The following is a 24,430-nucleotide window of genomic DNA, read 5'->3' as shown; positions in this document are numbered from 1 at the left end:
GGTTCACTTCGCGAGGCCTATCTGTTGCAGATGATGCTTGAGGTGGGCCAGGTAATCTTCCGCGAGAAAGCGCAGGGTGACGGGTTCTCCGTCGCCGATGCGGCAGAGGGCGTTGAGGCTCTCCTCCGGCAAATGCGCGATAACATGCGCCAGATAACGGTTGTAGGCTGCCCAGAGATCGACGAGCAGGGACCAGCCAGCCTTGTTTGGGGATTGGATGCGGACGCTGCCGTCCTGATCGTAGCGGGGAAAGGCGAGCTCACCTACCAGTGCGGTGCGGACGAATCGCTGATGGTTGTTGGAGGCTGAGTCGATCAGGTGGCATACCAACTGCTTGCGCGACCATCCGCCGGCCAACGCCGGAGTTTCACTTTCCGATTCGCTCACAGCGCGTAGCGAGGGCTCGGCTCTGTCTATCGTTTGCAAGAGTTTTGCGCTGAGTTCTTTCATGGTTTCTTTCGATCGGGGAAGAACTGCCAGGCTAGAGCGAGCAGCGTCAGCAGGCAGATGATGCCGAGAGATGTCACGCAGTAGACGCACCAGACAGACAACGCGAACTTTTCAATGCTGGTGAGGTAGATGGAGTAGCCGAAGGCCGGGACGATGGCTGTGATGAGCAGGCGCTTGTGGCGGCGGAAGCCGAGAAAGGCCAGAAGTGCGTATCCGGCGATTCCGAGGGCAGCGACAGGCACGGGGCCGATCATGGCGAAGGGCGAATGATTGACGATGCCGCAGTCCCATTTCTCATTGATGTCGCAGGGTGCTGTGGTGGTGGAGTAGTGAACCTGAAACGCTAATATCGAAACCACGAATCCGGCGACTGCCAACAGGGAAACCAAGTACCGCATAGTTCTGATGCTAGCAGCTTGTCTTGCGGTAAAGCGCAATCGGGGAGACGCTACGACTGCGCCTGGACACGCACAGGCTGCGTGATGGGAATGACGGGATAGGTGCTGGAGGGTACGGCGGAACGAGTACAGTTGCGGCCATCGCTCTTCGCACGGTAGAGAGCGGAGTCGGCTCGCGCGATGAGGCTGATGGCGTCGTCTTCGGGGCTTGCCTCGGTGAGGCCCACGCTGAGGGTGAGGCCGGGATAGCTGCCAAGCTGAAGCGTGCCGACCGCACGGCGAAAGCGCGCGGTTGCAATCTCGGCCTGATGGCAGGCGGTCATGGGAAGAATGACGAGGAACTCGTCGCCGCCGTAGCGGCCCAGATAATCGGCATCACGCAGACTGAAGCCGATGGCAGCGGCCACCTGACGGATCGCAGCGTCACCGGCGGCATGGCCGTGGGCATCGTTGAGGCGCTTGAAGTGATCGATATCGACGAGGGCGATGCTCAGCTTCATCATGCTGCGGCTGCAGCGCTTGAGCTCGGTCGAAAGCCGGGCCTCAATGCCTCGGCGATTGAGTACGCCGGATAGCGCGTCTTTTTCTGATTCTTCCTGGCTACGCAGGATGAGCTCCTGACCGGCCATGGTCAGGAAGCAGAGGCCATAGACGCCGATGTACGCGACGTTCATCAGCATGGTGGAAATCTGAACCGAATCGCGCTGCATGAAATCCTGTGGCGCGCCGTGGATCATTGTCAGCACGACACGCGATACGCCAAGAGCGGAGAGCATGGCGAGGAAGCCACCGAAAAAGCGCATGGCGCTGCGGTTTACGTGCGGCATGGGGATGACTTTTCGCGACTCATTACCTGAGGCTGAGGAGCGGGCACGAAGATCGTTCCGTCCCGGCCACTTCCATCCAGCGATCCGTAGCAGTTCCCACGCGGTAAAGGCGCGGATGGTGGCTGTCGCGATGCCCATGGCGACGATTCGCGGAACGATATCGTGCTTTATTTCGCTGAAGTAGACGACCACGCAGAGAGCGGCGGCGGAGATGGCGCAAAGCAATCCGAGCTGCCGTCGGCCACCGACGAATCGCAGGATGCCGTCATAAACAAGCAGAAAACAGGTGGCTGCCAACAGGTTTGCCACGATTACGGAAAGCCAGTCCGGAATATGGCCTCTGCCCATCAGGAAAAATGTGCAGGGAATACCTAACACAAAGGCCAGCGCCATCGACTTGACGCCGCGCACCGAGGGGAATGCCCGGCCCATCCAGAGAAATAGGATGGCGAACATCACCGCCAGCATGCACTGACAGCCGTAAAGCGTACGGGGATCGAACCACGTGAGAAGTGACATTGGTAATCGGTTGGTTGTCCAATTGTAAGCCATTGGTTACTAGAGTTCGTCAAGGAAAATCGTCACGAATTTCGTTTGAAATGATTTCAAATCACGAATTTGGAATCGGTTGCCGCTACCTGTTACCTTTTGAGTCGGAGAACGGTTTCATTGCCGATGGTATTCCGGGTTTTCGGGTGGGCTAGGATATCCCCATGCTCCGTGCGCCTGCCGATCTGAGACGAGTCGCATTCTTTGGCGGCAGTTTTGATCCGCCGCATCTGGGCCATCTAGCGATTGCCCGTGCAGCCCGCGAGGCTCTTTCCCTGGACCGTGTGCTGTTTGCGCCGGTCGGGCTGCAGCCGCTGAAGCCGCTTGGGTCATCGGCCAACTTTGATGATCGGGTGGCCATGACGCGCCTGGCGATCGCGCAGGAGCCGGGCTTTGAAGTTTCGCTTCTGGATGCACCAAAGCCGGGCGAGACCGGAGCTACACGCGCGAACTACACTATCGACACGCTGAGGCGGCTGCGAAAGATGCTGCCGGCAGGATCGGAACTGTTTCTGCTGCTGGGGGCCGACTCATTCCGGACGCTGCATCACTGGCACCAGGCGGCAGAGATTCCGTTTGTAGCGAGATTGATTGTGGCTTCGCGGCCCGCGTCAACCGAAGAGGTAGAGAGCGGCAATGAGAATCTTTTCTGCTGCATGCCCGCAGGGCTTACGTGCGAACCAATGCCGGGGAGGCCGCATCAGTACAGGATTACCGACGGAGCGGGGCGGGAATCTTCGCTGACGGTGCTGCCGGATCTGCATTACGAGATCAGCGCGACCGAGCTTCGCGGTCAACTGCAAGATGGCGGACAGACGGGCGGCGGGGATGCTCAGGGCCGGATGCTGATCGATCCGGCGGTGCTCGCGTATATCCGGGAGCACGGGCTTTACCAGGGATAGCCGGATCGCGCCTCAGGACCGTCCATCTTAGTAAGCCGTTTCCATTCAGGTACGCATTGAACTTCCTGCTAACATAGGTCGTGCCTCTTCGGGTACAAAGGGACTTATACATAAGATGCCAACACCGGAAACACGCCAAATGCTTCTGGCTGCCGTAGCAGCCTGCGAAGACAAGAAGGGCGAAGATACACGGATTCTCGAGCTCGATCCTGCTGACTCAGGCCTGGCCGACTTTTTTCTAATCACCTCGGCGACGAACGATCGCCAGGTGCTTGCCATCGCCGATGAGATTGAGATGCGGCTGAAGCGCGAGTTTGGGGTATATCCGACCTCGGTTGAGGGACGGCGGCAGGCCGAGTGGATTCTGCTTGATTACGTCGATCTCGTCATACACGTCTTTCTCTCGGAAAAGCGCGCCTTTTACGACATCGAGCGCCTGCGCAAATCGGCCCGGCCGTTGACTCCGGCCGAGCTTGAGGCTGAGTTGCGTGATGTTCTGGCAAAGAAAACGCGCGCCGTACGCAAGAGTTCCCCTGCATCAAGCGCGAAGTCTATCCCCGCGCAGCCACAGAAATCGTCCAAAGGAGACTCCAACGTGGTTATCCGACGTGTCAACAACGCAGCCAATGCCGCAAGTGGTTCGAGCGATACGGCAGCGGCTAAACTGCCCATCGAACCGCTGAAGGTAGAGGGCGCAGGGCCGCCGATCCTTCGCAACACCAGTGGCGTGGTGATGGCAGGAGCAGAAGCACCTCCGAACTTTGGCGCTCAACCGCCAATCGTGAGATGCGAGGATCCGGACGCGTCCGCTTCGGTTGATGTAGCGGCGAGCGCTGCCAAGAAGGGCACCAAAAAACCGGCGAAGAAAGCGGTAAAGAAGGCCGCGAAGAAGACCGCAGCGAAAAAGGCAGTCAAGAAGGCGGCTAAGAAGGCAGTCAAGAAGACTGCAGCGAAGAAAACTCCGGTGAAAAAAGCAGCTAAGAAGTCTGTGAAGAAGGCTCCCGCTAAAAAGGCTGCCATTAAGAAAGCGGCCAAGAAGGCTGTAAAACGGCGATAGATTTTCGCTGGCGCGAGTTTCCAGATGGGCCGTCACTTTTTAGACAGGCCTTCACTTTCCAGAAAGGCCTTCGGGAATGACCTCAACCGGTCTCCATGAAGGCCTGCGGTTCAATGGCTTGCCGGCCAACGGCGCAGTCGATGCTGATTACTCTTGCCCACATCGGATCGAAATCTGCGGGAGCGCGCGCGGCGAAGCGAGCCGACTATGAATCCCTGATCCGTCTCTATGTTGAGCGCGTGCAGCCGTATGCGCAGTGCCAGATGCAAGGGTTCGCGACAGAGGCAGCATTCCTTGATTGGATTGCAGGGACCAAATCATCCGGCAAAATATCGCGCGCTGCGCCGATTCCAGTGCTGCTGGACAGCCGGGGACGGCAGCTTCGTTCGGAAGAGTTTGCCGCATGGGTGGGTACGCGCCGCGATAACGGAGCGCAGCACCTGGTTTTTGCGATAGGTCCGGCAGATGGCTGGAGCGAAACAGCGTTGGCGCGCGTACGTGAGAGCTCTTTGGGTATGCTGTTGTCCCTTGGCCCGATGACGCTGGCTCACGATCTGGCGCGGCTGGTAATGGCTGAGCAGATGTATCGCGCTTTCACAATTCTGCACAATCATCCTTATCACTCAGGACACTAAATTTCATTCGAGACAGAGTCAGGCGTTTCGAATCCTAAGATGCCGGTGAATCTAAGGAGACGGCTCGGCGCGATCTAGGCCTATTGTCCTTGACAGTGACGATGCGGGCGGCTTAGATCGAAAGGGATTTCAATTTTCACCGGGCCTGGAAAGTAGAGTGTGTCTGCGGTTGCGGCTCGTCGAGTGTTTGATGCGGAAGTCGTTTCTTTTTGAGTTGTGCGCGGAGAGCCTGGACGCGGCGAAAGCCGGTCAGGCTGGCGGCGCGGACCGGATTGAGCTGTGCGAGGAGTTGCATGTAGGCGGGGTTTCTCCGCGGCTGCGGCTGCTGGAGAGCGTGCTGCAAGCGGTGAAGATTCCGGTACATGTGCTGGTGAGGCCGCGGGCTGGGGATTTTGTCTATTCGGTTGCCGAGTTTGCGCAAATGCGGGAAGAGATTCTGCGGGTCAAGGCTGCCGGGGCGGGAGCGATTGTTGTTGGCGTGCTGCTGGCGGATGGACACGTAGACGTGAAGCGCACGTGCGAGTTGGTGGCCCTGGCGCGTCCGATGCGGGTGACGTTTCATCGGGCGTTTGATGAAATCGGCGATCAACAGCGGGCTCTTGAAGATGTAATTGCGACAGGCGCCGATACTCTGCTGACCTCAGGCGGCGCGGCGAATGTGCTGGAGGGCTCGACAGCGCTTGCGAAGTTGCATGAACAAGCCGCCGGACGTATCGAGATCATGGCAGGGGGCGGGCTGAGGCTGGGAAATCTCGCCCAGGTGGTGAGGCGGACGGGCATTACCTGCCTGCATGGATCGCTTTCTCAGCATCCGAAAGAAGACCCTTCGCACCGGATAGTGCTGACGGACGATGTGCGTGAAGCCGTGCGTCTGTTGCAACAGGAGAGCATGGCGGCAGTTGCGGCGGGAAGATAGGGTATGCCGGTATATAAACGGAAAAGATCCTCCTGTGCTGAATGGTGAACAATTAAGACAGGATTGATTCATGAACTGGACCGGTTCGAGAACCGGTCCGCAGCAAGGGGATCTGGACGTCCTGTCTCCGCAAAATGCGCGAGCACCTTTCTGTTTATCCCAACGAGCGGAAGACGCGCTCGTCGAAGATCCGTGCGTTTTCCGCGTAAACAGAGGGTTGAAATACGTTTCGAGACTATACGCTTGTCGTGGATCAGGTTTTTCATTTGCCGGCATTGCCGGCTTTACCGAATGCATGAGGATTCAATGAAAGAAGCAGTTGATTCAAAGTGGACGCGGCGCAGGGTACTGCAGGGGATGGCCGCGGCTGGTGCAGTTTCTGCGATTGGATTGCCTAAGATTGCGCTGGCAGATGGGCCGTCAGATGAGGATCTGTTGGGGTTGGTGAATATCTTCTGGGGTACGGGCGGGCATGGGCACACGTATCCGGGCGCGACAATGCCGTTTGGCATGGTGCAGTTGAGCCCTGACACCTACAACGATGACTGGGACTGGTGCTCGGGATATCACAACTCCGATGTGTCCATCATGGGATTCAGCCATACGCATCTGAGCGGCACGGGATGCGGCGATTTGCTCGACTTTCTGGTTGTTCCGCGCACGGGCGATGTGCGGCTGCATCCGGGAGATCGCAAGTCGGCGGCTGAGGGTAAGGGCGATGGCTATCGCACGCGGTTTTCGCATGAGGATGAGCATGCCCACCCCGGCTACTATTCGGTCCTGCTCAAGGACACCGGCATCCAGGCGGAGCTGACCGCGACCGAGCGCGCGGGTTTTCATCGCTATACGTTTCCGGAAAGCGATACGAGCCACATTGTGCTGGACCTGACTCATGCTTACGGACAGGGGCCGGGCAACATCGAGTGGTGCTCGCTGGAGAAGGTGAACGACCGCATGCTGGTTGCAGGTCATGCGACGAATGCCTGGGGTGCAGGACGGCAGATGTACATTGCGCTGGAGTTTTCGCGGCCGTTCGATCGCGTGGAGTTCTTCGAAGACGATAACGCAACCGACTCGAACGGTGCGAAAAAGGCGAAGAATCTCAAGGCCGTGGTGTACTACAAGACGAAGGCCGGAGAGAAAATCCAGATCAAGGCCGGGTTGTCAGGTGTGAGTACCGACGGCGCGCGGAAGAACCTCGCGGCCGAGATTCATGGCTGGGATTTTGATGCGGTGCAGAAGGCTGCCGAGGGACGCTGGCGCGAGGAGCTGGGGAAGATTCGCGTGGAGTCGGCGAGCGACAACAATAAGCGCGTCTTTTACTCGGCTTACTACCACACGATGGTGGCTCCGACGCTCTTTGACGATGTGGATGGCCGGTACATGGGCATGGATGGCGGGATTCATCAGCTGCCCAAGGGTCAGCACAACTACACGACGTTCTCGCTGTGGGATACATACCGCGCTGAGCATCCGCTCTTCACGATGGTGCATGCAGACCGCGTGCCGGATATGATCAACAGCCTCATTCACATGGCGGAGCAGAGTCCTGCGGGCATGCCGGTTTGGCCACTGCAGGGCAAAGAGACCGGCACGATGACCGGCTATCACTCCGCTGCCGTGATTACCGAGGCGATGGTAAAGGGATTCGAAGGCATCGACTACAACTCCGCGTATACGGCGATGAAGAAGCGCGCCTTTGACGACGATTATCGCGGCCTGAACTGGTATCGCAGCCTTGGATACATTCCGTGCGACCGCGAAGATGAGTCGGTTTCGAAGACGCTGGAGTATGACTACGACGACTGGGCCGTCTCGCATGTGGCCGATCGTCTGGGCGACAAAGCGAATGCCGAGGCGCTGCGCAAGCGTTCGCGGAACTACCGCAATTACTGGGACCAGAGCACAGGCTTCTTGCGACCTAAGTTTCAGAACGGGCAGTGGGCTGTGCCGTTCGATCCGATCGAGCTGGGCCACTCGAAAAAGTGGCGCGACTACACGGAGTCGAATGCGTGGCAGACGACTTTTGGCATTCAGCATGATGTGACGGGGTATATCCAGGTACTGGGCGGCGATGAGGCGTTTGTGCAGAAACTGGATACTTTATTTGACCAGCCCTCGACGTTGCCGCCCGATGCTCCTCCGGATATTGCAGGCATGGTGGGGCAGTATGCGCATGGCAATGAGCCGAGCCACCACATCGCGTATCTCTACAGCTTTGCCGGAAGGCCCGACAAGACAGCGGCGCGCATTCATATGCTCAACACCAAGATGTATTCAAATGCGCTCGACGGCATGGCGGGCAATGAGGACTGCGGGCAGATGTCGGCTTGGTATGTGCTCAGCTCGATCGGCTTCTACTCGGTTGATCCGGTCAGCACGCATTATGTCTTCGGTTCACCGTTGTTCGATCGCGTGACGCTGCAACTGGCCGGCGGGAAGAAGCTGGTGGTCGAAGCGAAGCGCCAATCAGCCGACAGCGTGTACATCAAGAGCGTGGAGCTGGACGGCAAGCCACACGCGAATGCGTGGTTTGCTCATGCGGATGTGGCGGAGGGCGGACGGTTCGTGGTCGAGATGACGGATGCGGCTGATCCTGGCTTTGGACGCTCCGAGGAGACGCGGCCTAAGTCGTCGATGCCGGTTTGAAGACAAGGAAAATGACTTAGAGACCAGAGAATACCAACCTTAGCGGGCTGTCGCAGGATGCGGCGGCCCGTTTTGTTTTTAGAGCGACCTTAGGATAAACAGCCAATTCTGATTGAAATGATCATTTTTGTGGACAAAGCAATCAAAACGGCGTAGTTTTTGTGTGCAAAGACCTCACTGTCTGATTGCAATGCGGTGAGTCTCTCCGGCGTCGGCAAGGACGATTGGCATCGGAGGAAAGGATGCCGCCTCGCCAGCGGAAATATGTGGCGAGAGCGGCAGGATGGCGCGAATCGGGTACCAAGAGACAACCGGAGCTTGCTGGACGGCTCTGGCTGTAAGGAACGACTCAATTAAAGGCGCATTTGGCAGCAAGAGAACTGTGGAGAGGCCATGATGAAACGAATGTATGCAGCCATTGTGATGGTGATGCTGCTTGTGGGGTGGTGCTGTTTGCCTGTTGCGATGGGCCAGACGGTAAGTGGTTCGATTACCGGAACAGTCACTGACACAAGCGATGCGGCGGTGCCGGGCGCGCAGGTGACGGCTCATGCTGTAGAGACCGGCGTGGATACGGCAGCGGCGACGAATGAGACCGGATTTTTCCGGATCGTTGGACTGCCAATCGGTCACTACACAGTGACGGTGAAGGCGAGTGAATTCAATTCGCAAGCGTTGCCGGAGTTCAGTCTTGAAGCAGTGCAGGTTGCAAACTTCAATGTGAAACTGACGGTGGGCGGCGGCACTGAGACGGTGAGCGTCTCGGCTGCAGCGCCGATTCTGAATACCAACGACCTGACGCTGCAAAGCACATTTACAGAGAATACGATCTCGAATCTGCCGCTGAACGGGTTGGATTTCTCGGCGCTGACTCTGTATCTCCCCGGCGCGGTGAACACAGCCGGCACTTCGGGACCGACTTCGATCGAGCGCAGCACGTATTTCACGGATTCGATCAACCTGAATGGCAATCGCGCCCAGGCGAATAACTACACGCTGGACGGGATTGATATGAACGAGACGTTCAACAACCTGATCTCGTATAGCCCCGCTCCGGCTGCGCTGGCGGAGGTGGATGTGGTCACCGCTGATTCGCCAGTGACGTTTGGCAATGTGAACGGCGGCGGCGTGGTGAACGTGCTCAAGAGCGGCACGAACCATTTTCACGGGTCAGCGTATGGCTATGTGCAGGATTACCGGCTGAATGCCAATTCGTGGCAGAACAACAACAAGAGCCCGATTATTCCGATCAATCCGTACTCGCAGGATCAGTTTGGGGGCACCTTTGGCGGTCCGATTCTGCATGACAAGCTATTCTTCTTTGTCGACTACCTTGGGTCGCGTTATCACACAGGCGGCACTGGCTCGGATAGCGTGTTTCCACAAGCGATGCGCAATGGCGACTTCTCGGTGCTGCTGGCCGGCGATAATCCGGTTCATCTGTATGACACGCTGAATAACTACGCACCGTATGCCAATAACCAGGGCGTGCCGGTGGTGAACCCGGTGGCGAAGTTCTTGTTTGCGAACCCGAGCCTGTATCCACTGCCGAATGCGACGCCGACGGATGGCATCGCGAACAGCAACTACCAGGCGCCGACACGCAGCTACAAGGCGAATAACCAGGGCGACATAAAGATTGAGTACGACTGGGGCCCTAAAGACAAGCTGACGGGCTTCTATTCGATGTCGACAGCGTATGATGGCTCGACGCCGGTGCTGCCGATCAGCTTTCCGGGAGTAAACCTGTATCCGACGAAGCTGAGCGGCGCGACGTGGGTGCATACTTTCTCGCCTAATCTCATCAACACCGGCCGCATCGGTTTTACGCGAACGGTGTGGGCGCAGAACTTTCCGACCGACCCAACTGGCAAGTTCGGGACTACCGGCAATCAGGTAGTGGGTATTTCTTTCCCGAGCCAGTCGTTTGATGGCTACACCTACCAAAGCATCAGTGGTGGGTTGTTTGCGGGTGGCAACCCGGTGTATGGCGGTGGGCTGATCGACAACACCTACAGCTATATCGACAACATCACGTGGGAGCATGGACACCATGTCGTCACGGCCGGCGTACAGGCGCTACGCTACCAGAACAACTATCCGACAGCGAACAACGACGGATACCTCGGCTCACTAGGTTATAACGGCAACTTCAGCTCCGATCCTTCGGTGGCGAACTCGGGCTACGGCGGCGCGGACTTTCTGCTGGATCGCGTGAGTACGGCGGCGGTTACGCTGGCCAGCGTCAATGTCGGTCAGCGACAGTGGCGCGTGGCAGAGTTTGTGAACGACGACTATCGCGTGCTGCCTAACCTGACGTTGAACCTGGGTGTTCGCTGGGAGCTGGACGAGCCGTGGGCGGAGCAGAACAACAAGACGGGCAATGTGGATGAAACGACGGGGCAGGTGTTGTACGCGCATGCGATTCCGGCGGGCGTTGTGCCGCCTGGATCGGGGCTGTGCAGCAACCGCGGCTGCTATGACTGGAGCTTCCACCAGATTGTGCCGCGATTTGGCTTTGCCTATCAGCCGACGCCACGCTCTGTGATTCGCGGCGGATACAGCGCTTCCAGCTTCTTCGAAGGCAACTCTTCAAACCAGCGCCTGACGTCGATTACTCCATTCATTCAGGCGATCAACATCAACATCAACGGACCTTCGTCTTCAGGAATTCCAGCGCCGCGCACTGCGGAAGAGGGGTTCACTGGCAATATCAGCTACGGCGGCACGTACAACGTGTATCCGAAGAATATTCAGCCAGCCTACGTGCAGGAGTGGAACCTGACGACGGAGTACGCGGTTACGCCTACGCTGTCGCTGCAGGTGGGTTACCTGGGAGAACAAGGCCAGCATATTGAGGACTATGGCGACCTGAACCAGTACACGGTAAATGGCGACCCGACTTCGGCGCCCTTCTACAACAGTCCCTATATTGGCGTGAATACGCCTGCGGCAACGGCGGTTGGCTCGGGTGTCCTACTCGTGACAGAGTCACGCGCGATGATGAACTACAACGCGCTGCAGGTGGTTCTGCGGCAACGCCAGTGGCATGGCCTCGAGTACACCTTTAACTACACGTACGGCAAGGCGATGACAAACAGCTTGGGTAACTATGCGCTCAATGTGAACGGATACAGCGGAGCGTTTCAGAACTACTATGACAGTGCGGCGGATTACGGTCCGGCGGGTTACGACATCAAACACAACATCTCAGCGACAGGGGTGTATGCGCTACCACTGGGACGGGGACAGCAGTTCCTGCCCAATACGAGCCGCGCGCTGGATGAAGTGGTCGGCGGATGGAAGCTCTCGACGGCGCTGGTTGGCTACACGGGTTTTCCAGAGACGATGTCGAGCAGCACGAGCAACAATTCCGGCAATCCGTATGGCGTGGAGCGCGCAAACCAGTACCGCAAGATGAGGATCGTGCACCAGTCGATCGATCACTGGTTCGGTGATGACCCCTCGGCGCAGCCCTGTACAACGCCGGGTGTGGACAACGGTGTGTGCGCCTTTGGCGCTCCGGCCACGAACACGTTTGGTACTTCGCGGAACGGCGCGGTGCGCGGGCCGGGATACTTCAATGCCGATCTCTCGGCGTTCAAGGACTTCCACATCGTGGAGAGTCAAACGATTGGTTTCCGTTTCGATGCCTTCAACGCATTTAACATTGTGAGCTACGGCAATCCGGATACGGGGATCAACAACACGACCTTCGGATACATCGCCCAGCAGAACTCGATTCGTTCGCAGGAGCGCCACTTGCAGTTCTCACTGCACTATAACTTCTAGCCCATCGCCAAGGCCGCAGCGCTTGCTGTGGCCTGATTCGAATGGCAAAAATTGATTGGAAGCTTTTCAACTTCCGGGCCCTCTGGCGAACCAAGCCCGGTGCGATGGGCACGGTGCAACCAGAGGTCCGGAATTTTTTATTGGATGGGGTGATGTGGAAGCTGGAGATTTGCGTTGATTCTGTAGAGGCGGCAAAGGCCGCGGAAGCTGGGGGCGCACAACGCGTCGAGTTGTGCAGCGCCTTGTCCGAAGGTGGCCTGACTCCCAGTATGGGCTTGATTCGCGCAGTGCGCGAGAGCGTTGGAATTGAAGTGCAGGTGATGATCCGCCCGCGTGGTGGGGATTTTTGCTACTCCGGCGAAGAGATTGCCGTGATGCGCGCGGATATTGAGGCGGCACGTGAGGCTGGCGCAGACGGCGTGGTGCTGGGCCTGCTCACTCCAGACGGCGATGTGGACGTGGAACCGACACGGATGCTCGTAGAGGTGGCACATCAAGCTGCACCTCCAATCGAGGTGACCTTCCATCGGGCGCTCGACATGACGCAGAACATGCAGGCGGCACTGGAAGATGTAATTCACTGCGGTGCGGACCGTGTATTGACATCGGGAGGCGCACCAAACGCGATGCTGGGGCTGGATTGTATGGCGGGACTGATAAAAACAGCGCGGGAACGCATTGCTGTGATGGTGTGCGGATGCGTCCGACCGCACAACGTATCGAAGATTGTAGAGGCGACAGGGGCGCTGGAGTTTCACGCGTCGTTGCGCCGGTCGGTACCCGGTCCGGTCAGATTTCGCAAGCCCGAGCTGAAGATCAGCGGTGCAGGCGATGAGGACTACGCGCGCTGTGTATTACGCACCTCGGATGTGCAACAGTTGCGCGAAGCAATTGAGAGAACTTTCGCGGAGACTCTCCGCATAGATCGAGGTTAAAACAGAGAGCGGTTTGCGTGCCATGAATGGTAGATGGTATCGTTTCCATTCCTCATAGTTTCAGTACCGCACCGCAACGAAACGATCTTATCGATAAGAACGAGCCGGTATGTCTTCGAAGACAGATAAGCGCGCAAAAGAGATCCTGCGGCTGTTGTTATCGCATGGTAAGACGTCAGTCGAGGAACTGACGACGCGGTTTGCTACGTCGCCTGCGAGCATACGGCGTGATCTGATGCGGCTTGAAGAAAAAGGGCTGGTGCATCGTACACACGGCGGCGTGATGTTGGCCGGCCAAGCGACCTATGAGCCATTCCGGTTCGATGCTTCCTACGGTGAGCGTGAGGACCGGTTCGCGCGCGAAAAGCAAAGAATTGCTGCTGCCGCCGCCGGGCTGATTGGCGAAGGGGAAACAGTAGGTTTTACCGCCGGGACGACAACGACACAGGTCGCTCGTGCACTGAGGCACCGCAGCGGGCTGCACATTTTTACCAATGCAGTGAATATCGGTATGGAGCTAAGCTCGACCGCGGGCCTGGAAACAACGCTGACGGGCGGGGATCTGCGCTATCCGGGCGCGTTTTCGCTGATTGGCCCGATGGCCCTTGAGTCGCTGAATGTGGTGGTGATGGATCGGGTCTTTCTGGGGGTCTGCGGCGTCGATGCGGAGCACGGAGCGACGATCATTGAGCCAGAGGAAGCCGCTGTATTTCGAGCCATGGTGCGGCGTGCGAAACAGGTCGTGGTGGTGGCGGATTCCAGTAAGGTCGGGTTGGCGAGTCCAGCGGTGATCTGCCCCGTGAGCGATATCGATGTGCTGATCACGGACGACGGTATCGCTGAAGATGCGGTGAATGCCTTTACCGCATTAGGTGTACAGGTGGTTACCGCTTAGGAGCCCTGGCTCTCGGGCCGTGCGCGTGCACATGCGGAAGTACACAGGGGCCGCAAGCTATCATGGCGCATAGTCCATGATGAATTTAAAAGACAATTCAGAAGGTAAACGGATCGACCACCCGGAAGTCATCCTGGTGACGGGTGCGACGGGTTTTGTAGGCAAGCACCTGGTGCGGGAACTGCTGGAGCGGCATCCGGTGGCGCGGCTGGCGCTGCTGGTGCGCGCGAGCCGCGATAAAAGCGCGCAGGAGCGTGGTGCGGAGATTGCCGGGAAGCTGGACCACGGGCGTGTGGATGTGTATGCGGGTGACGTAAGCCTGTCGCGCTGCGGTCTGGAGGATGCGGCGTGGTCACGGATAACGGGCGAAGCGACTCGGGTGATTCACTGCGCGGCGACAGTGCGGTTCGATCATACGCTTGAGGAAGCACGCGCAATCAATGTGGAGGGGACGCGGCGCATGCTGGAGCTGGCCGAGGCCGCTCCGAATCTAAAGTGCTTTGCTTATGTGGGCACCGCTTATGTTGCGGGGGCGCGGACCGGGCTTATTCGCGAGGATGAGCTGGATGTGGGGCAGGGATATCGCAATACCTATGAGCGAACAAAGGCTGAAGCTGAGGCACTGGTGCGATCGAAACTGCGGTCGATACCGGGCGTAATTCTGAGGCCGAGCATCGTGGTAGGCGATTCGCGGACGGGAGCGACTTCGAGCTTCAAGATGCTCTACTGGCCGCTCAAGATTTTCTCGCGCAGATTGTGGCGGACGGTGCCCGGGTATCCTGACGCCGTGCTGGATATTGTGCCGGTAGATTTTGTGGCTTCTGCAGTGGCGCAGTTGACCTTTGATGAGGCGGCGCTAGGCGAGACGGTGCATCTGTGCGCAGGGCCGAGAGCCAGTGCGAAGCTGGGTGAGTTGGCGCAGCGGGCTGCGGAGTTCTTTCACGTTCTGGGACCGCGATATGTGGATCCTAGGCTGTTTTTTGCGACGGTGCGGCCTTTGCTGATGCTGATCTTATGGGGTAAAAAGCGAAGGGTACTTGTGGATGGCCAAGCGTACCGGGAGTATTTCACGATGCGGATGGAATTTGATACGGCGAATGCGGAGCGGCTGCTGCGGCCGGCAGGGATTGTGGCTCCGCAGGTGTTGGATTATTTTGAACGGCTGTTAGAGTTTTGCGTGGCGAGTGAGTGGGGACGAAAGCCGGTTCCCGCGGAACAAGCGAAATAGATTTGACGAGAATGAGAATAGTTAAAACAGGAATAGCATCCCGCTGGAAGATGGCCCGCGACCGCAAGCTGACGGTTGCGAACCTGGTGGATGAGTTGGTGCGTCATCGCGGGGATGCAGTGCTCTCGGTGAACGAAGATGGTGCGTACCATCTCTCTGAGCTGCATCGCGAGGTCTGCGCGATGGACGCCTTTCTACGCCGTACTGTGGGGCTGACGCCGGGGCAGACGGTGGCGATTTACCGCAGCAACGACCGCGTCTGCTTTCACTGGCTGCTGGCGATTGTGAGGGCCGGCGGCATTGCCGTGCCGCTGAATCCGATGCTTTCGCTGACTGAGGTGCAGCGCATTCTCAGCGAGAGCGGGACGGCGGCCCTGATCACGGACAAGACGGTGTTTGAGCGGACGATTCACGATTGCACAGCGCTGCCGGTCGAGACGTGGATTCAGGATGACGGCGAGCGGGAAACGATGCCGGGGTTTCTGCGGCTGACAGAGGCGGGCGAGGTATTTGCACCGGTGGAGGTCGAGCAGAGTACGACGGTGGCCGTTTTTCACACATCGGGAACGAGCGGGTCTCCAAAGGGCGCGGCGTTGTCGAGCCGGGCCTTGCTGGGAGCAAGATCAGCGACTGTAGTGGTTGGGATGTTTCTAGGCGCGAAAGATCTCGCTTTGATCGCGTTGCCGTGGTCGCACATCATGGCGGTGAGCATTGCGCTGAATGGGATGATTGCCGGGATTCCGGGCTGCTTTCTGGAGCGGTTTGACGTGGAGCGGGCGTTGCTGCTGGTGGAGCGGCTGGGCATTACGACGTTTGTGGGTGTGCCGGAGATGTTTGCGCGGCTGTTGAACAGCAATCCGAATCCTCAGAGGTTAAAGACAGTGCGAGTCTGGCTCTCGGCCAGCGATGCTTTGCCTGCCGCTGTCCGCGAGCGGTTGCGGCACTACGGAGCATTTCGGCGGTTGCCGGGGGGAAAGCGTATTCCTCCCGTGATTTTGAATGGATACGGGATGGTGGAACTGGGCGGCCTCGCGATGATGGGCGTCGATCTCTCGTTTGCGCCGGGGAGCGGGGACTGGGGAGTGCCGGTGCCTCCATTTGAGGTGAGGGTTGTGGATGAGGATGGCAGACCTGTGCGCGCGGGGATGGCCGGGGAATGCCAGATCAGGCGGCGAGGCATTCGGCCGCAGTATTGGCGATATGAGGATGCGGAGCTTGTCACGGAAGATGGTTGGCTGCGGACCGGCGATCTGGCAGTGCGAAGCCGGCTGGGACTGGTGAAGCTGGTTGGTCGTAGCAAGGACGTGATCAAGTCCGGCGGCTACTCGGTGTATGCGCGGGAACTGGAAGAGGCGATGCTTGCGCATCCAGCTGTGGCGCGGGCCGTGGCGTTTGGCCTGCCCCACACGGAGAAAGGCGAGATTGCCGTAGGCGCGGTAGAGCTGCGGGCCGATTCCGAAGTGAATGAGGCGGAGCTGGTGGCGTGGTGCAAGGCTCGGCTTGCCGGGTACAAAGCTCCGAAGCGGGTATGGATTGTCGAAGCTGGCGGGTTGCCGCAGAACCACAACGGCAAAATGCTGCGGCGGGAGCTGCGGGAGCGGTTTGCGGCGGAAGCAAGCGTGGCGGTCTCGCGATGAGATCGCCACGGCGCATGAGACCTGAGATAACTTGCAACGATCGTCCGTAGGAGGACGAGTCAGTACCAGGTTTGAGATGTGACGCACACGAGTAGGCTGGCCAACGTGAGCCTTCTGCGGCAAACGGAACTACTGAATCACCTTCTCCGAAGTACTGGTCAAGGACATGGTGGAGCGGGACAGGAAGGGAAGCCGAAACTGAAACGGATATGTTACCTGAACTGTGACAAAACAGCCCTGACTAGTAGTGGTAGTGCATACGGTGCAGCCCGTTGTGCAGTCGGGGGTTGTGCCCGGCCAGGTGGTACTCACTGTGACGGCGCTTTGGTTGATTCCGGGCAACGCGATGCTTCGCACATAATTCTGCACGTCACTTGCGACTGCCTGACAGTTATAGCCTAGCGTGAAATTAGGCGGCGCCGATGTATTGCACGAGGTTTTCCACTCCGCGCCACGCACCATGGCATAGCGCGCTCCCGATTCGGCCGCGTAGGCGACGAAATGGGAGGAGTAGATTGCCTCGCAGAATCCAAAGATGCCGCAGAGTACTGCAAACAACACCGATATCGAAAGGGCAAATTCCACCATCTGGCTGCCCTCTTCGCGACGCAAAAAGCCGAAGTGTTGCTTGAACACAAACCTTTGTCTCGTTTGCGTCAGTAAGCCACGCTGAAAATTTCCAGGGATGATTCCAGCCATCTTTTAGGCTCCTCCCTCACGCATCGTTGCGGAACTGGAAAGGGACATTGGGTAAGGGACTCCGACCCATGGCACCAATGGCTTGTAGGTTGCCGATACCCTGACGGTTACCCGGTAAACCACATTCGATGTGCAGGAAGGGATGGTCGTGCAATTTGCAGAAAACGAGGTGCCGTCTGAGCATTCGCAGCCGTAGGTGGGGGTTGTGACAGTTAAGTTGGGCACATTCGGGGCGCCTTTTTGTGCCGCTGTCGTGATGCCCGTTGTATCGGTCGGATTCTGAGCACCATACTCGGCTCCGGCATGAGCTGCGCCCGCCATTTCCATGGTCAGATGATAGGCTTGGCCAAAATCGACAGCACCGGCAAGGATTAACAGCAGGAATGGCAGAGTGAGGGCCACTTCCACAAGGCTGGAGCCGTGGTCCGCGGCCAGGAGAGCACGAAAATAGGAAAACAGGCGCATGGGTTATTCCGTCAGATGAGCTTTACCCTTAACCGGAGGGCCGTCCTGCAGCGACGAATAATCATCGCCCAGAGTGAAGGTGGAGTTGCCGTTGTCGAGAAGCTTGTTCACAACGAGGAAGGTGTAGGCGGCGGCGTTGCCGTTACCGTTGACGGTGAGCTGAGCACCGGGGAGATAGATGGTTCCCTGCCAGACCGAGGTGTTGTCGCCATTGATGATATCGGTGTTGGTGTCGCTGGCGTTCTGGTAGAGCAGGATGCCCTCGTAGGTGCCAGAAGTGGGGGCGACGAGATCCACATGGGAATTGCCATTTACGGTGAAAGAACCGGCGGTGGAGGAGAAATAGAAGGTGACTCCGCCAGTTCCAGTAAGGGTATTGTTGCCATTAACCTGGAAGTTCCCGGTAAAGATATAGGTGCCCGGGTTGAAAGTGGCAGTAGAGCTCCCGTTGAGGGTGACGGTTCCGCAATAAGTTCCGGGGTTGAAGACGGCGCTCCCGTTGCCGTTGACTGTCGCGCCGCTCGACGGGGAGCCAGTGAAGGGACTCGATGTGGTTGCACCGCAGGCTCCTACCTGAGGAGCCGGCAGACCTGCCAGGGGATCAGACTGCGGAGGATCTCCGGTGGTTGGGGTCGGGCTGACTGAAGGATTGCCGTTGCTGACAGCGCCTCCGGCGACATCGATCTCCGATGCCGAGACGGTGGGGTGGCCATTGAAGAGTGCGGCTGTGTTCGCGTTTGAGTCGACAATAATGCCGCACTGTGCGGTGAGGGTAGAGTTGCCGTTGACCAGCAGGGCATCTGTGGCGGTCGGGTTGAGAACGTATACGCAGTCTGTGGGGTCACCGAGACCAGCTTCGGAACGCGCGGAGATGTTGAATGACTTGACGCTGAGAATTCCTGCGAAGAGGGTTATCACCGGCTCAGCAACAACTGCCTCCACATATTTTGTATTGCCGTGGTTGGGATCGCTGGCGCCCAGAGCGCATGGCCCGTTATTGACCGTCAAGGTTAACTGCGTGGTGCTGCCTGTCGCGCATTGAGTGAGTAAGTTGGAGCTGGAAACAGAAAGATTGTTTTCGGCGAGCGCCGATTTTGCAGCGGTCTGCATGGTTGAACAATTGGCAGTTGTACCGCACTGCTGCAATTCGATAGCGCCCGCCACTGCGGCGGCATCGGCTGCGGTTTGTAGCTGGCGCTGTATGTAAAGAAGCCGCCCTACATCCACGGCAATTGCTGCGAAGGCCAGCAGCAACACCATGCTCAGCGCCACCACTATCAGAGCCTGTCCGTTCTCGTCGCGTAACAATCTCATGTAACTCACCCACGGCACAGGTTACCTATGCGCCGGCGGTCAGACACTTTCTATCTCTCTTGCAGACAGTCCAGTATTCGCAAGAATTCCGTGGACCTATAACGCGGTCATAAACATTCACAAGCCATGCGCCGCGGTACTATAGTCCTCCGGAAAATCGAGCTGCCTGAACAGAAGTATCCTTTGGGTCGGCTCTATACGAACAACCACTTTTGAGGTACCGATAGCGTCTTTTGGGGGAATTGACGGTCAGAGTCACCCGCATGTGACAGCCGTACAGTACAGCAGATAGCCTTTGCTTTCAGATTTTCCCAATTATGAGTGCCCGAGCCTGATATGGCAATACATCATTCGTAACATTTTCGCTCTTACCGGAGGGGTTCATGTGGGATATGGATGTAACTCGCAGGCAGGTGTACCTGCAGGATTGCCGGGTGAGAAAGAGGCCGGGGCGAAGTCCGGGGTGCATTGCGAGGCGCGGCTATACTTGAGGTCGTGAGGGTTTTTGGGCGCGGCGTGCAATGGCAGAAGCTCTCGCCTGTCTTTTCATTGATGCTGTGTCTTCGGTGAAGTGTGTGCGGGATTTGTCTTCCGTCTGTATGGGGCAGACTGGTCAGGAGTGGTATGAGCGTCAGTTTGGAAGAAGTGGAGCGCGTGGCGGAACTCGCCAGCCTGGAGCTGGCTGAGGATGAAAAGCCGCGCATGCAGCGGGATTTGAACGCGATTCTGGAGTATGTGGCGCAGTTGAATTCGCTGGATACTTCGGCAGTCGAGCCGCTGGCCCAGGTGAGCGAATTGCTGGACGCGGGCTCGACTGCTGACAAGGGTGATGGGGCGGCGCTGCGGGTGGATGAGACGCGGCCGTGCCTGGATCGCAAGGTGGTGATGGAGGAAGCGCCGGAGACGAATGGAGCTTTCTTCAAGGTGCCTAAGGTGATTGAACGCTAGTGTGGGTGTGGAGTGCCGGTGAACGTGCTCGTGCTCCGGCTCGCCAACAGCAGATTCCCTTTGGGAATGACAGCAAGAAAAGCAAACGCAAGAATCATGAGAGATGGGATGGCCGAGTTGGGTGTAGGTACGAAAGATCTGGTGGAGAAGCCGGCGACAATTGCTTCGCTGCGTGAGGGCATCGCTTCGGGCGTGATCAGCGCTGTGGAGTTGGCGGAGCAGTACTACGCGCGGATTGCGGCACATAATCCTCTGCTGAATGTGTACCTGTCGCTCACGAAAGAGCAGGCGCTGGAGCAGGCGGCTAAGGTGGATGCAGCGGCGGTGAAGGGCGAGATTCTTGGACCGCTGGCCGGAATTCCCATCGGTGTGAAGGATGTGCTGACGATGCAAGGCGCGCCTTCTACGGCGGGATCGGCAATTTTGAAGGGCTATGAGCCGCCATACGATGCGACTTCAGTGGCGAAGCTGAAGGCCGCGGGTGCGGTGCTGCTGGGCAAGATCAACTGCGATGAATTTGCGATGGGCTCGTCGAATGAGAACTCGGCGTATGGGCCGGTACGCAACCCGGTAGATACGGAGCGGGTGCCGGGCGGTTCGAGTGGCGGCTCGGCTGCGGCGGTTGCGGCGAATCTGGCCGTCGCGACGCTAGGCACGGATACGGGTGGATCGATCCGGCAACCCGCGAGCTTTTGCGGCGTGGTCGGCGTGTTGCCGACCTATGGACGCGTCTCGCGGTATGGGCTGATTGCCTTTGCTTCGTCTCTGGATCGCGTGGGTCCGTTTGCGGGCAATGTTCGCGATGCGGCGGAGGTGCTGCAGGTGATTGCCGGACAGGACCCCAAGGATGCCACGAGTTCGGCGCGGCCTGTACCGGATTACATCGGTGAGACAGAGAAGGATCTGGATAAGTTGCGGATCGGAGTGCCGGAGGAGTATTTCGGCGAAGGTCTGGACCCGGAAGTGCGAGCCGCGGTTGAGTCGGGAATTGATTCATTGCGCAAGGCTGGATGCGAAATCAAGAAGATCAGCCTGAAGCACACGCAGTATGCGATTCCGGTGTATTACCTGATTGCTACGGCAGAGGCAAGCGCGAATCTGGCGCGATTTGACGGAGTGCGCTATGGGCACCGTTCGGCGAAGGCGACGAATCTGGCGTCGATGTATCGGCTGTCGCGTGAAGAGGGCTTCGGGCCAGAGGTGAAGCGCAGGATTCTGCTGGGTACCTATGCGCTGAGCGCGGGCTACTACGACGCGTATTACAAGAAGGCGCAGCAGGTGCGGCGCATACTTGCGGAAGAGTTTCTAACTGCTTTTGGCGAAGTGGATGCGATCGTAACTCCGACGGCTCCGACGGCTGCCTTCAAACTGGGTGAGAAGACGGACGATCCGCTGGCGATGTACTTGGCGGATATCTATACGGTGACGGCGAGCCTGGCGGGTATCTGCGGAGTGACGGTGCCGTGCGGTGCTACTTCTGCCGGGCTGCCGGTCGGCATGCAGGTGCTTGGCGCCCATTTCCAGGAGTCGACGGCGTTTCGCGTGGCGCGGGCAGTGGAAGCGGCAAACGCGATATAGATATCGGATTTTTCCTCGACACAATTGCCGGTAGTATCTGTTCGCATATGAGTCGGTTCAGGGTTGTTGTGTGTCTTGCGGTGTTGTCTGCCGTGGGGATGAGTGTGCCGTCGATGGCGGCTGCGCCGAAGAAGCCGCATGTGGTGGGGCTTGGGGCCGCTAGGACAGTACCGTATTCGAAGGCCGGCGACCCGGCGGGTGCTGCGGCGGATGAGACGGCGCTGGAGACGCGTCCGCTGCTGGTGGATGGCCGGGTGAGTGAGTGGACGACCGGTGACGCGCATGACGTGACGGACCGCAGCTTTGTGGTGCGGCGGGCGTTGCGGGTAAATGATTCGCTGCCTGCGGGCTCCAATCCGGATGCAAAATCGAACCACACCAAAGCTGAGAACGAGAAAACAGCGCACGCTGAACCGGTGCATTGGGTATGGCAGCGGGGCCCGTGGCTGCTGGTGGATCGCATAACGGGGCACGTCACGGCGCTGAAGCTGCCGGATTACGATCCTGGGGTGAGCCAGGTGGTGTGGTTTCGGGATTATGCGGCGTACTGCGGGGTGACGGCTTCGGGGAAGAGCCTTTATGCAGTGGTGGCACAGCTTGGAGTGCGTAAACCCGTACTGGCGAAGAAGCTGGAGGGATATGACGCGGGCGATCATGCAACGCCGGTATGCGGATCGGTCGAGTGGCAGCGAGAGCCGCTGCGGGTAACGTTTCACCCGGCGGGGCGGGATGCAGCAGGATTTGATTTGGTGGGCGGGTCGGCGGCGCTGGTGGAGGGGGAGGATGATGAGACAGGGACCAGCCAATAAAGACCAAGGACAAGCCGACAGTATCAGTGTGTGCACATTTGCTTGAGGGAAACATGCACCGCCGGAGACCGGATTCGTAAAATGAATTGATTTATGGATCGGGTTGCGCACTGGGACCGGGTTTACGCGGCGACGCCTTCGGATCAGGTGAGCTGGTATGCGCCTCATCTGGCCACTTCGCTGGAGTGGGTGATAGAGGCTGCAGCGCCGGTTCCACGCCCGGTCGTATCCGTGATTGATGTCGGTGGTGGAGCTTCGACGCTGGTAGATGACCTGTATCTCCAGGGATTTCGTGCGCTGACGGTGCTGGATGTTTCGTGCGATGCGCTATGGCAGTCACAGGAGCGGATGGGAAGCGCCGCGCGAGAAATCTGGTGGGTTGCGGCGGATATCACGCAAGTGGAGCTGCCCGAGGTGGCATTTGATGTGTGGCATGACCGGGCGGTCTTTCACTTTCTGACGGAACAAGCAGACAAAGCAGCTTACCGTGAGCGGGTGGCGAAGGCGCTGAAGCCGCGCGGCCAGGTTGTACTGGCGACTTTTTCGATGAATGGGCCGCAGAGCTGTAGCGGGCTACCGGTGTGCCGGTATGATGCCGAGTCGATGGCGCGGGAGTTTGCACCGGAGTTTCGTGTAGTCGAGACGGAGATGATAGAGCATCGGACGCCTGATGGCGGGGGGCAGGAGTTTCTGTATACGAGATTCGCGCGGTTGGGTTGAGGGCGCCTGAAGCGTAGGCTGTTCTCAGGAGTGGGATGTATGGAGTCGTTTGAGGATCTGCTTGGGATGGCGGAGCAGGCGCACGGACACATGTGCGCGGGGCAGGTGCTCGGCGTGCGGATGGCGATGCTGGGCTGCCGGCAGCTTGGTGTCGAAGATCCCAGAGGTGCGGACCGGAAGAAGCTGGTGACGTTTGTGGAAATCGACCGGTGCGCGACGGATGCGATCGGGATGGTCACGAACTGCAAGCTGGGACGGCGAGCGCTGAAGTTTCGTGACTGGGGCAAGATGGCGGCAACGTTTGTGCATCTGGAGTCGGGGAAGGCGATACGGATTGTGGCGCTCGAAAATTCGCGGGAGCTGGCTGCGCAGCGGTTTCCGGAGATTCAAGAGAAGAGCAAGCAGCAGTTGGCGGCCTATCGCGAGCTGAGCGATGCGGAACTCTTTCAGGAGCAGTGGGTTACGGTGGAGCTGCCGCCGCAGGAGATGCCCGGATACAAGGGTGCGCGGATGACTTGCGACGAATGCGGCGAGGGCGTGAATTTTGACCGGTTTGTGGAGCGCGTGATTCCGGGTGGCACAACGGTGCGGCTGTGTTTGAGCTGTTCGGAGCCGGGGTTGAAGTACTGGAGAAGTAGGGATCAGGGACCAGAGGCGAGGGAATAGGGAGTTCGTGCTTCGCACGAATTTAATTCTCGATTCCAAAATCGAGACCTGGGATAGTCGGGGACGGCTGGGGGTTTGTTAGACTTAGGGCGGTACTCCAGCGGCATATTGGGGATGGATTCGTGTGCTTGCTTTTGCTGGAGTGCGGCAGCGCTTGAGAGTGTCGAACAGGAAGTGACGGCGGCATGGCAGCCAGATTGATGGCGCGCCGGGCCGGCCGAATGCGCGGGAAGTGCGGCAGTGAGATGCCGGTTCCTGTGCGAAAGCGTTCCCGGAGACAAGCGAGAGTTGGCTGGAGGGGCATGGAGTGATCTTCCGTGCGTCTTCCAGGTGGATTTGAATAAGGCTCGGGGCACGATGC

21 protein-coding genes are annotated in these 24,430 nt (G+C 58.5%); 15 read left to right on the top strand and 6 right to left on the bottom strand.

The features are described 5' to 3' along the window. Nucleotides 1–3: 3 nt before the first annotated feature. Genes OHL22_RS07605 through OHL22_RS07595 form a run of 3 tightly spaced genes read right to left on the bottom strand, consistent with a single transcriptional unit; the run spans nucleotide 4 to nucleotide 2,194 of the window. Nucleotides 4–450, bottom strand: coding sequence for a DinB family protein (locus tag OHL22_RS07605; RefSeq protein ID WP_263335007.1), 447 nt, complete (start codon nucleotides 448–450; stop codon nucleotides 4–6). After that, on the bottom strand, nucleotides 447–848 hold the full coding sequence (locus OHL22_RS07600; protein ID WP_263335005.1) for a vitamin K epoxide reductase family protein: 402 nt from the start codon (nucleotides 846–848) through the stop codon (nucleotides 447–449). Before OHL22_RS07600 ends, OHL22_RS07605 begins: the two co-directional genes overlap by 4 nt. A 50-nt stretch (nucleotides 849–898) precedes the next feature. Beyond that, on the bottom strand, nucleotides 899–2,194 hold the full coding sequence (locus tag OHL22_RS07595; protein ID WP_263335003.1) for a GGDEF domain-containing protein: 1,296 nt from the start codon (nucleotides 2,192–2,194) through the stop codon (nucleotides 899–901). 194 nt (nucleotides 2,195–2,388) lie between these two features. Between OHL22_RS07595 and nadD the strand changes: the two genes are divergently transcribed. The 10 genes from nadD to OHL22_RS07545 all read left to right on the top strand — a co-directional run bounded on the left by nadD (nucleotide 2,389) and on the right by OHL22_RS07545 (nucleotide 16,870). Continuing rightward, the gene (nadD, locus tag OHL22_RS07590; RefSeq protein ID WP_263335002.1) at nucleotides 2,389–3,126 is read left to right on the top strand and encodes a nicotinate (nicotinamide) nucleotide adenylyltransferase; all 738 of its coding nucleotides are present in this window, start codon (nucleotides 2,389–2,391) and stop codon (nucleotides 3,124–3,126) included. Between the two features lie 139 nt (nucleotides 3,127–3,265). Then, a complete protein-coding gene (gene rsfS / locus OHL22_RS07585) occupies nucleotides 3,266–4,183 on the top strand; it encodes a ribosome silencing factor (RefSeq protein WP_263335001.1) in 918 nt (305 codons plus the stop codon). A gap of 113 nt (nucleotides 4,184–4,296) precedes the next feature. After that, on the top strand, nucleotides 4,297–4,818 hold the full coding sequence (locus OHL22_RS07580) for a 23S rRNA (pseudouridine(1915)-N(3))-methyltransferase RlmH (RefSeq protein ID WP_263335000.1): 522 nt from the start codon (nucleotides 4,297–4,299) through the stop codon (nucleotides 4,816–4,818). 190 nt (nucleotides 4,819–5,008) lie between these two features. Continuing rightward, a complete protein-coding gene (locus OHL22_RS07575; protein WP_263334999.1) occupies nucleotides 5,009–5,734 on the top strand; it encodes a copper homeostasis protein CutC in 726 nt (241 codons plus the stop codon). A 306-nt stretch (nucleotides 5,735–6,040) separates the two neighbouring features. Further along, nucleotides 6,041–8,383, top strand: coding sequence for a GH92 family glycosyl hydrolase (locus OHL22_RS07570; RefSeq protein ID WP_263334998.1), 2,343 nt, complete (start codon nucleotides 6,041–6,043; stop codon nucleotides 8,381–8,383). Nucleotides 8,384–8,776: 393 nt separating this feature from the next. Further along, a complete protein-coding gene (locus OHL22_RS07565) occupies nucleotides 8,777–12,175 on the top strand; it encodes a TonB-dependent receptor (protein ID WP_263334997.1) in 3,399 nt (1,132 codons plus the stop codon). A 41-nt stretch (nucleotides 12,176–12,216) separates the two neighbouring features. Continuing rightward, nucleotides 12,217–13,110 carry a copper homeostasis protein CutC gene (locus OHL22_RS07560; protein WP_263334996.1) on the top strand — a complete coding sequence of 298 codons (894 nt, stop codon included), beginning with the start codon at nucleotides 12,217–12,219 and terminating at the stop codon, nucleotides 13,108–13,110. Between the two features lie 109 nt (nucleotides 13,111–13,219). Then, nucleotides 13,220–14,005, top strand: a complete 786-nt coding sequence (locus tag OHL22_RS07555; RefSeq protein ID WP_263334995.1) for a DeoR/GlpR family DNA-binding transcription regulator — start codon at nucleotides 13,220–13,222, stop codon at nucleotides 14,003–14,005. Nucleotides 14,006–14,081: 76 nt separating this feature from the next. Further along, on the top strand, nucleotides 14,082–15,233 hold the full coding sequence (locus OHL22_RS07550) for an SDR family oxidoreductase (RefSeq protein WP_263334994.1): 1,152 nt from the start codon (nucleotides 14,082–14,084) through the stop codon (nucleotides 15,231–15,233). Between the two features lie 11 nt (nucleotides 15,234–15,244). Further along, entirely contained in the window at nucleotides 15,245–16,870 is a 1,626-nt protein-coding gene (locus tag OHL22_RS07545; protein ID WP_263334993.1) for a class I adenylate-forming enzyme family protein, read from the top strand. A 129-nt stretch (nucleotides 16,871–16,999) separates the two neighbouring features. Here the strand turns inward: OHL22_RS07545 and OHL22_RS07540 are convergent, their stop codons facing one another. Genes OHL22_RS07540 through OHL22_RS07530 form a run of 3 tightly spaced genes read right to left on the bottom strand, consistent with a single transcriptional unit; the run spans nucleotide 17,000 to nucleotide 19,348 of the window. Further along, the gene (locus tag OHL22_RS07540) at nucleotides 17,000–17,569 is read right to left on the bottom strand and encodes a TadE/TadG family type IV pilus assembly protein (protein WP_263334992.1); all 570 of its coding nucleotides are present in this window, start codon (nucleotides 17,567–17,569) and stop codon (nucleotides 17,000–17,002) included. Nucleotides 17,570–17,572: 3 nt separating this feature from the next. Next, nucleotides 17,573–18,034: a TadE/TadG family type IV pilus assembly protein gene (locus OHL22_RS07535; RefSeq protein ID WP_263334991.1), complete on the bottom strand. Its 462-nt coding sequence runs from the start codon at nucleotides 18,032–18,034 to the stop codon at nucleotides 17,573–17,575. Between the two features lie 3 nt (nucleotides 18,035–18,037). After that, complete coding sequence (locus OHL22_RS07530) at nucleotides 18,038–19,348, bottom strand: Tad domain-containing protein (protein WP_263334990.1); 1,311 nt, start codon at nucleotides 19,346–19,348, stop codon at nucleotides 18,038–18,040. Nucleotides 19,349–19,972: 624 nt separating this feature from the next. Here OHL22_RS07530 and gatC point away from each other — a divergent pair. The 5 genes from gatC (at nucleotide 19,973) to OHL22_RS07505 (ending at nucleotide 24,069) form a co-directional block, all read left to right on the top strand. Further along, the gene (gene gatC, locus OHL22_RS07525) at nucleotides 19,973–20,296 is read left to right on the top strand and encodes an Asp-tRNA(Asn)/Glu-tRNA(Gln) amidotransferase subunit GatC (protein ID WP_263334989.1); all 324 of its coding nucleotides are present in this window, start codon (nucleotides 19,973–19,975) and stop codon (nucleotides 20,294–20,296) included. Nucleotides 20,297–20,404: 108 nt separating this feature from the next. After that, complete coding sequence (gene gatA / locus OHL22_RS07520; protein WP_263334988.1) at nucleotides 20,405–21,874, top strand: Asp-tRNA(Asn)/Glu-tRNA(Gln) amidotransferase subunit GatA; 1,470 nt, start codon at nucleotides 20,405–20,407, stop codon at nucleotides 21,872–21,874. 47 nt (nucleotides 21,875–21,921) lie between these two features. Continuing rightward, the gene (locus OHL22_RS07515) at nucleotides 21,922–22,683 is read left to right on the top strand and encodes a hypothetical protein (protein ID WP_263334987.1); all 762 of its coding nucleotides are present in this window, start codon (nucleotides 21,922–21,924) and stop codon (nucleotides 22,681–22,683) included. A gap of 93 nt (nucleotides 22,684–22,776) precedes the next feature. Continuing rightward, complete coding sequence (locus tag OHL22_RS07510) at nucleotides 22,777–23,403, top strand: class I SAM-dependent methyltransferase (RefSeq protein WP_263334986.1); 627 nt, start codon at nucleotides 22,777–22,779, stop codon at nucleotides 23,401–23,403. A gap of 39 nt (nucleotides 23,404–23,442) precedes the next feature. After that, complete coding sequence (locus OHL22_RS07505) at nucleotides 23,443–24,069, top strand: formylmethanofuran dehydrogenase subunit E family protein (RefSeq protein WP_263334985.1); 627 nt, start codon at nucleotides 23,443–23,445, stop codon at nucleotides 24,067–24,069. The last annotated feature ends 361 nt before the right edge of the window (nucleotides 24,070–24,430 follow it).

Source organism: Acidicapsa dinghuensis (assembly GCF_025685685.1).
Taxonomy (GTDB): domain Bacteria; phylum Acidobacteriota; class Terriglobia; order Terriglobales; family Acidobacteriaceae; genus Acidicapsa; species Acidicapsa dinghuensis.
Note: the sequence above shows the minus strand (reverse complement) of the source record. Positions and strands in the feature narration are given on the sequence as shown.

Coding starts and splice junctions, on each gene's coding strand:
- OHL22_RS07560 (WP_263334996.1), top strand. CDS start 12,217: ATGGCAAAAATTGATTGGAAGCTTTTCAACTTCCGGGCCCTCTGGCGA.
- OHL22_RS07570 (WP_263334998.1), top strand. CDS start 6,041: ATGAAAGAAGCAGTTGATTCAAAGTGGACGCGGCGCAGGGTACTGCAG.
- OHL22_RS07595 (WP_263335003.1), bottom strand. CDS start 2,194: ATGTCACTTCTCACGTGGTTCGATCCCCGTACGCTTTACGGCTGTCAG.
- gatA (WP_263334988.1), top strand. CDS start 20,405: ATGGCCGAGTTGGGTGTAGGTACGAAAGATCTGGTGGAGAAGCCGGCG.
- OHL22_RS07600 (WP_263335005.1), bottom strand. CDS start 848: ATGCGGTACTTGGTTTCCCTGTTGGCAGTCGCCGGATTCGTGGTTTCG.
- OHL22_RS07530 (WP_263334990.1), bottom strand. CDS start 19,348: ATGAGATTGTTACGCGACGAGAACGGACAGGCTCTGATAGTGGTGGCG.
- OHL22_RS07515 (WP_263334987.1), top strand. CDS start 21,922: ATGAGTCGGTTCAGGGTTGTTGTGTGTCTTGCGGTGTTGTCTGCCGTG.
- OHL22_RS07535 (WP_263334991.1), bottom strand. CDS start 18,034: ATGCGCCTGTTTTCCTATTTTCGTGCTCTCCTGGCCGCGGACCACGGC.
- OHL22_RS07505 (WP_263334985.1), top strand. CDS start 23,443: ATGGAGTCGTTTGAGGATCTGCTTGGGATGGCGGAGCAGGCGCACGGA.
- OHL22_RS07605 (WP_263335007.1), bottom strand. CDS start 450: ATGAAAGAACTCAGCGCAAAACTCTTGCAAACGATAGACAGAGCCGAG.
- OHL22_RS07580 (WP_263335000.1), top strand. CDS start 4,297: ATGGCTTGCCGGCCAACGGCGCAGTCGATGCTGATTACTCTTGCCCAC.
- OHL22_RS07565 (WP_263334997.1), top strand. CDS start 8,777: ATGATGAAACGAATGTATGCAGCCATTGTGATGGTGATGCTGCTTGTG.
- nadD (WP_263335002.1), top strand. CDS start 2,389: ATGCTCCGTGCGCCTGCCGATCTGAGACGAGTCGCATTCTTTGGCGGC.
- gatC (WP_263334989.1), top strand. CDS start 19,973: ATGAGCGTCAGTTTGGAAGAAGTGGAGCGCGTGGCGGAACTCGCCAGC.
- OHL22_RS07575 (WP_263334999.1), top strand. CDS start 5,009: ATGCGGAAGTCGTTTCTTTTTGAGTTGTGCGCGGAGAGCCTGGACGCG.
- OHL22_RS07550 (WP_263334994.1), top strand. CDS start 14,082: ATGATGAATTTAAAAGACAATTCAGAAGGTAAACGGATCGACCACCCG.
- OHL22_RS07540 (WP_263334992.1), bottom strand. CDS start 17,569: ATGGCTGGAATCATCCCTGGAAATTTTCAGCGTGGCTTACTGACGCAA.
- OHL22_RS07555 (WP_263334995.1), top strand. CDS start 13,220: ATGTCTTCGAAGACAGATAAGCGCGCAAAAGAGATCCTGCGGCTGTTG.
- OHL22_RS07510 (WP_263334986.1), top strand. CDS start 22,777: ATGGATCGGGTTGCGCACTGGGACCGGGTTTACGCGGCGACGCCTTCG.
- rsfS (WP_263335001.1), top strand. CDS start 3,266: ATGCTTCTGGCTGCCGTAGCAGCCTGCGAAGACAAGAAGGGCGAAGAT.
- OHL22_RS07545 (WP_263334993.1), top strand. CDS start 15,245: ATGAGAATAGTTAAAACAGGAATAGCATCCCGCTGGAAGATGGCCCGC.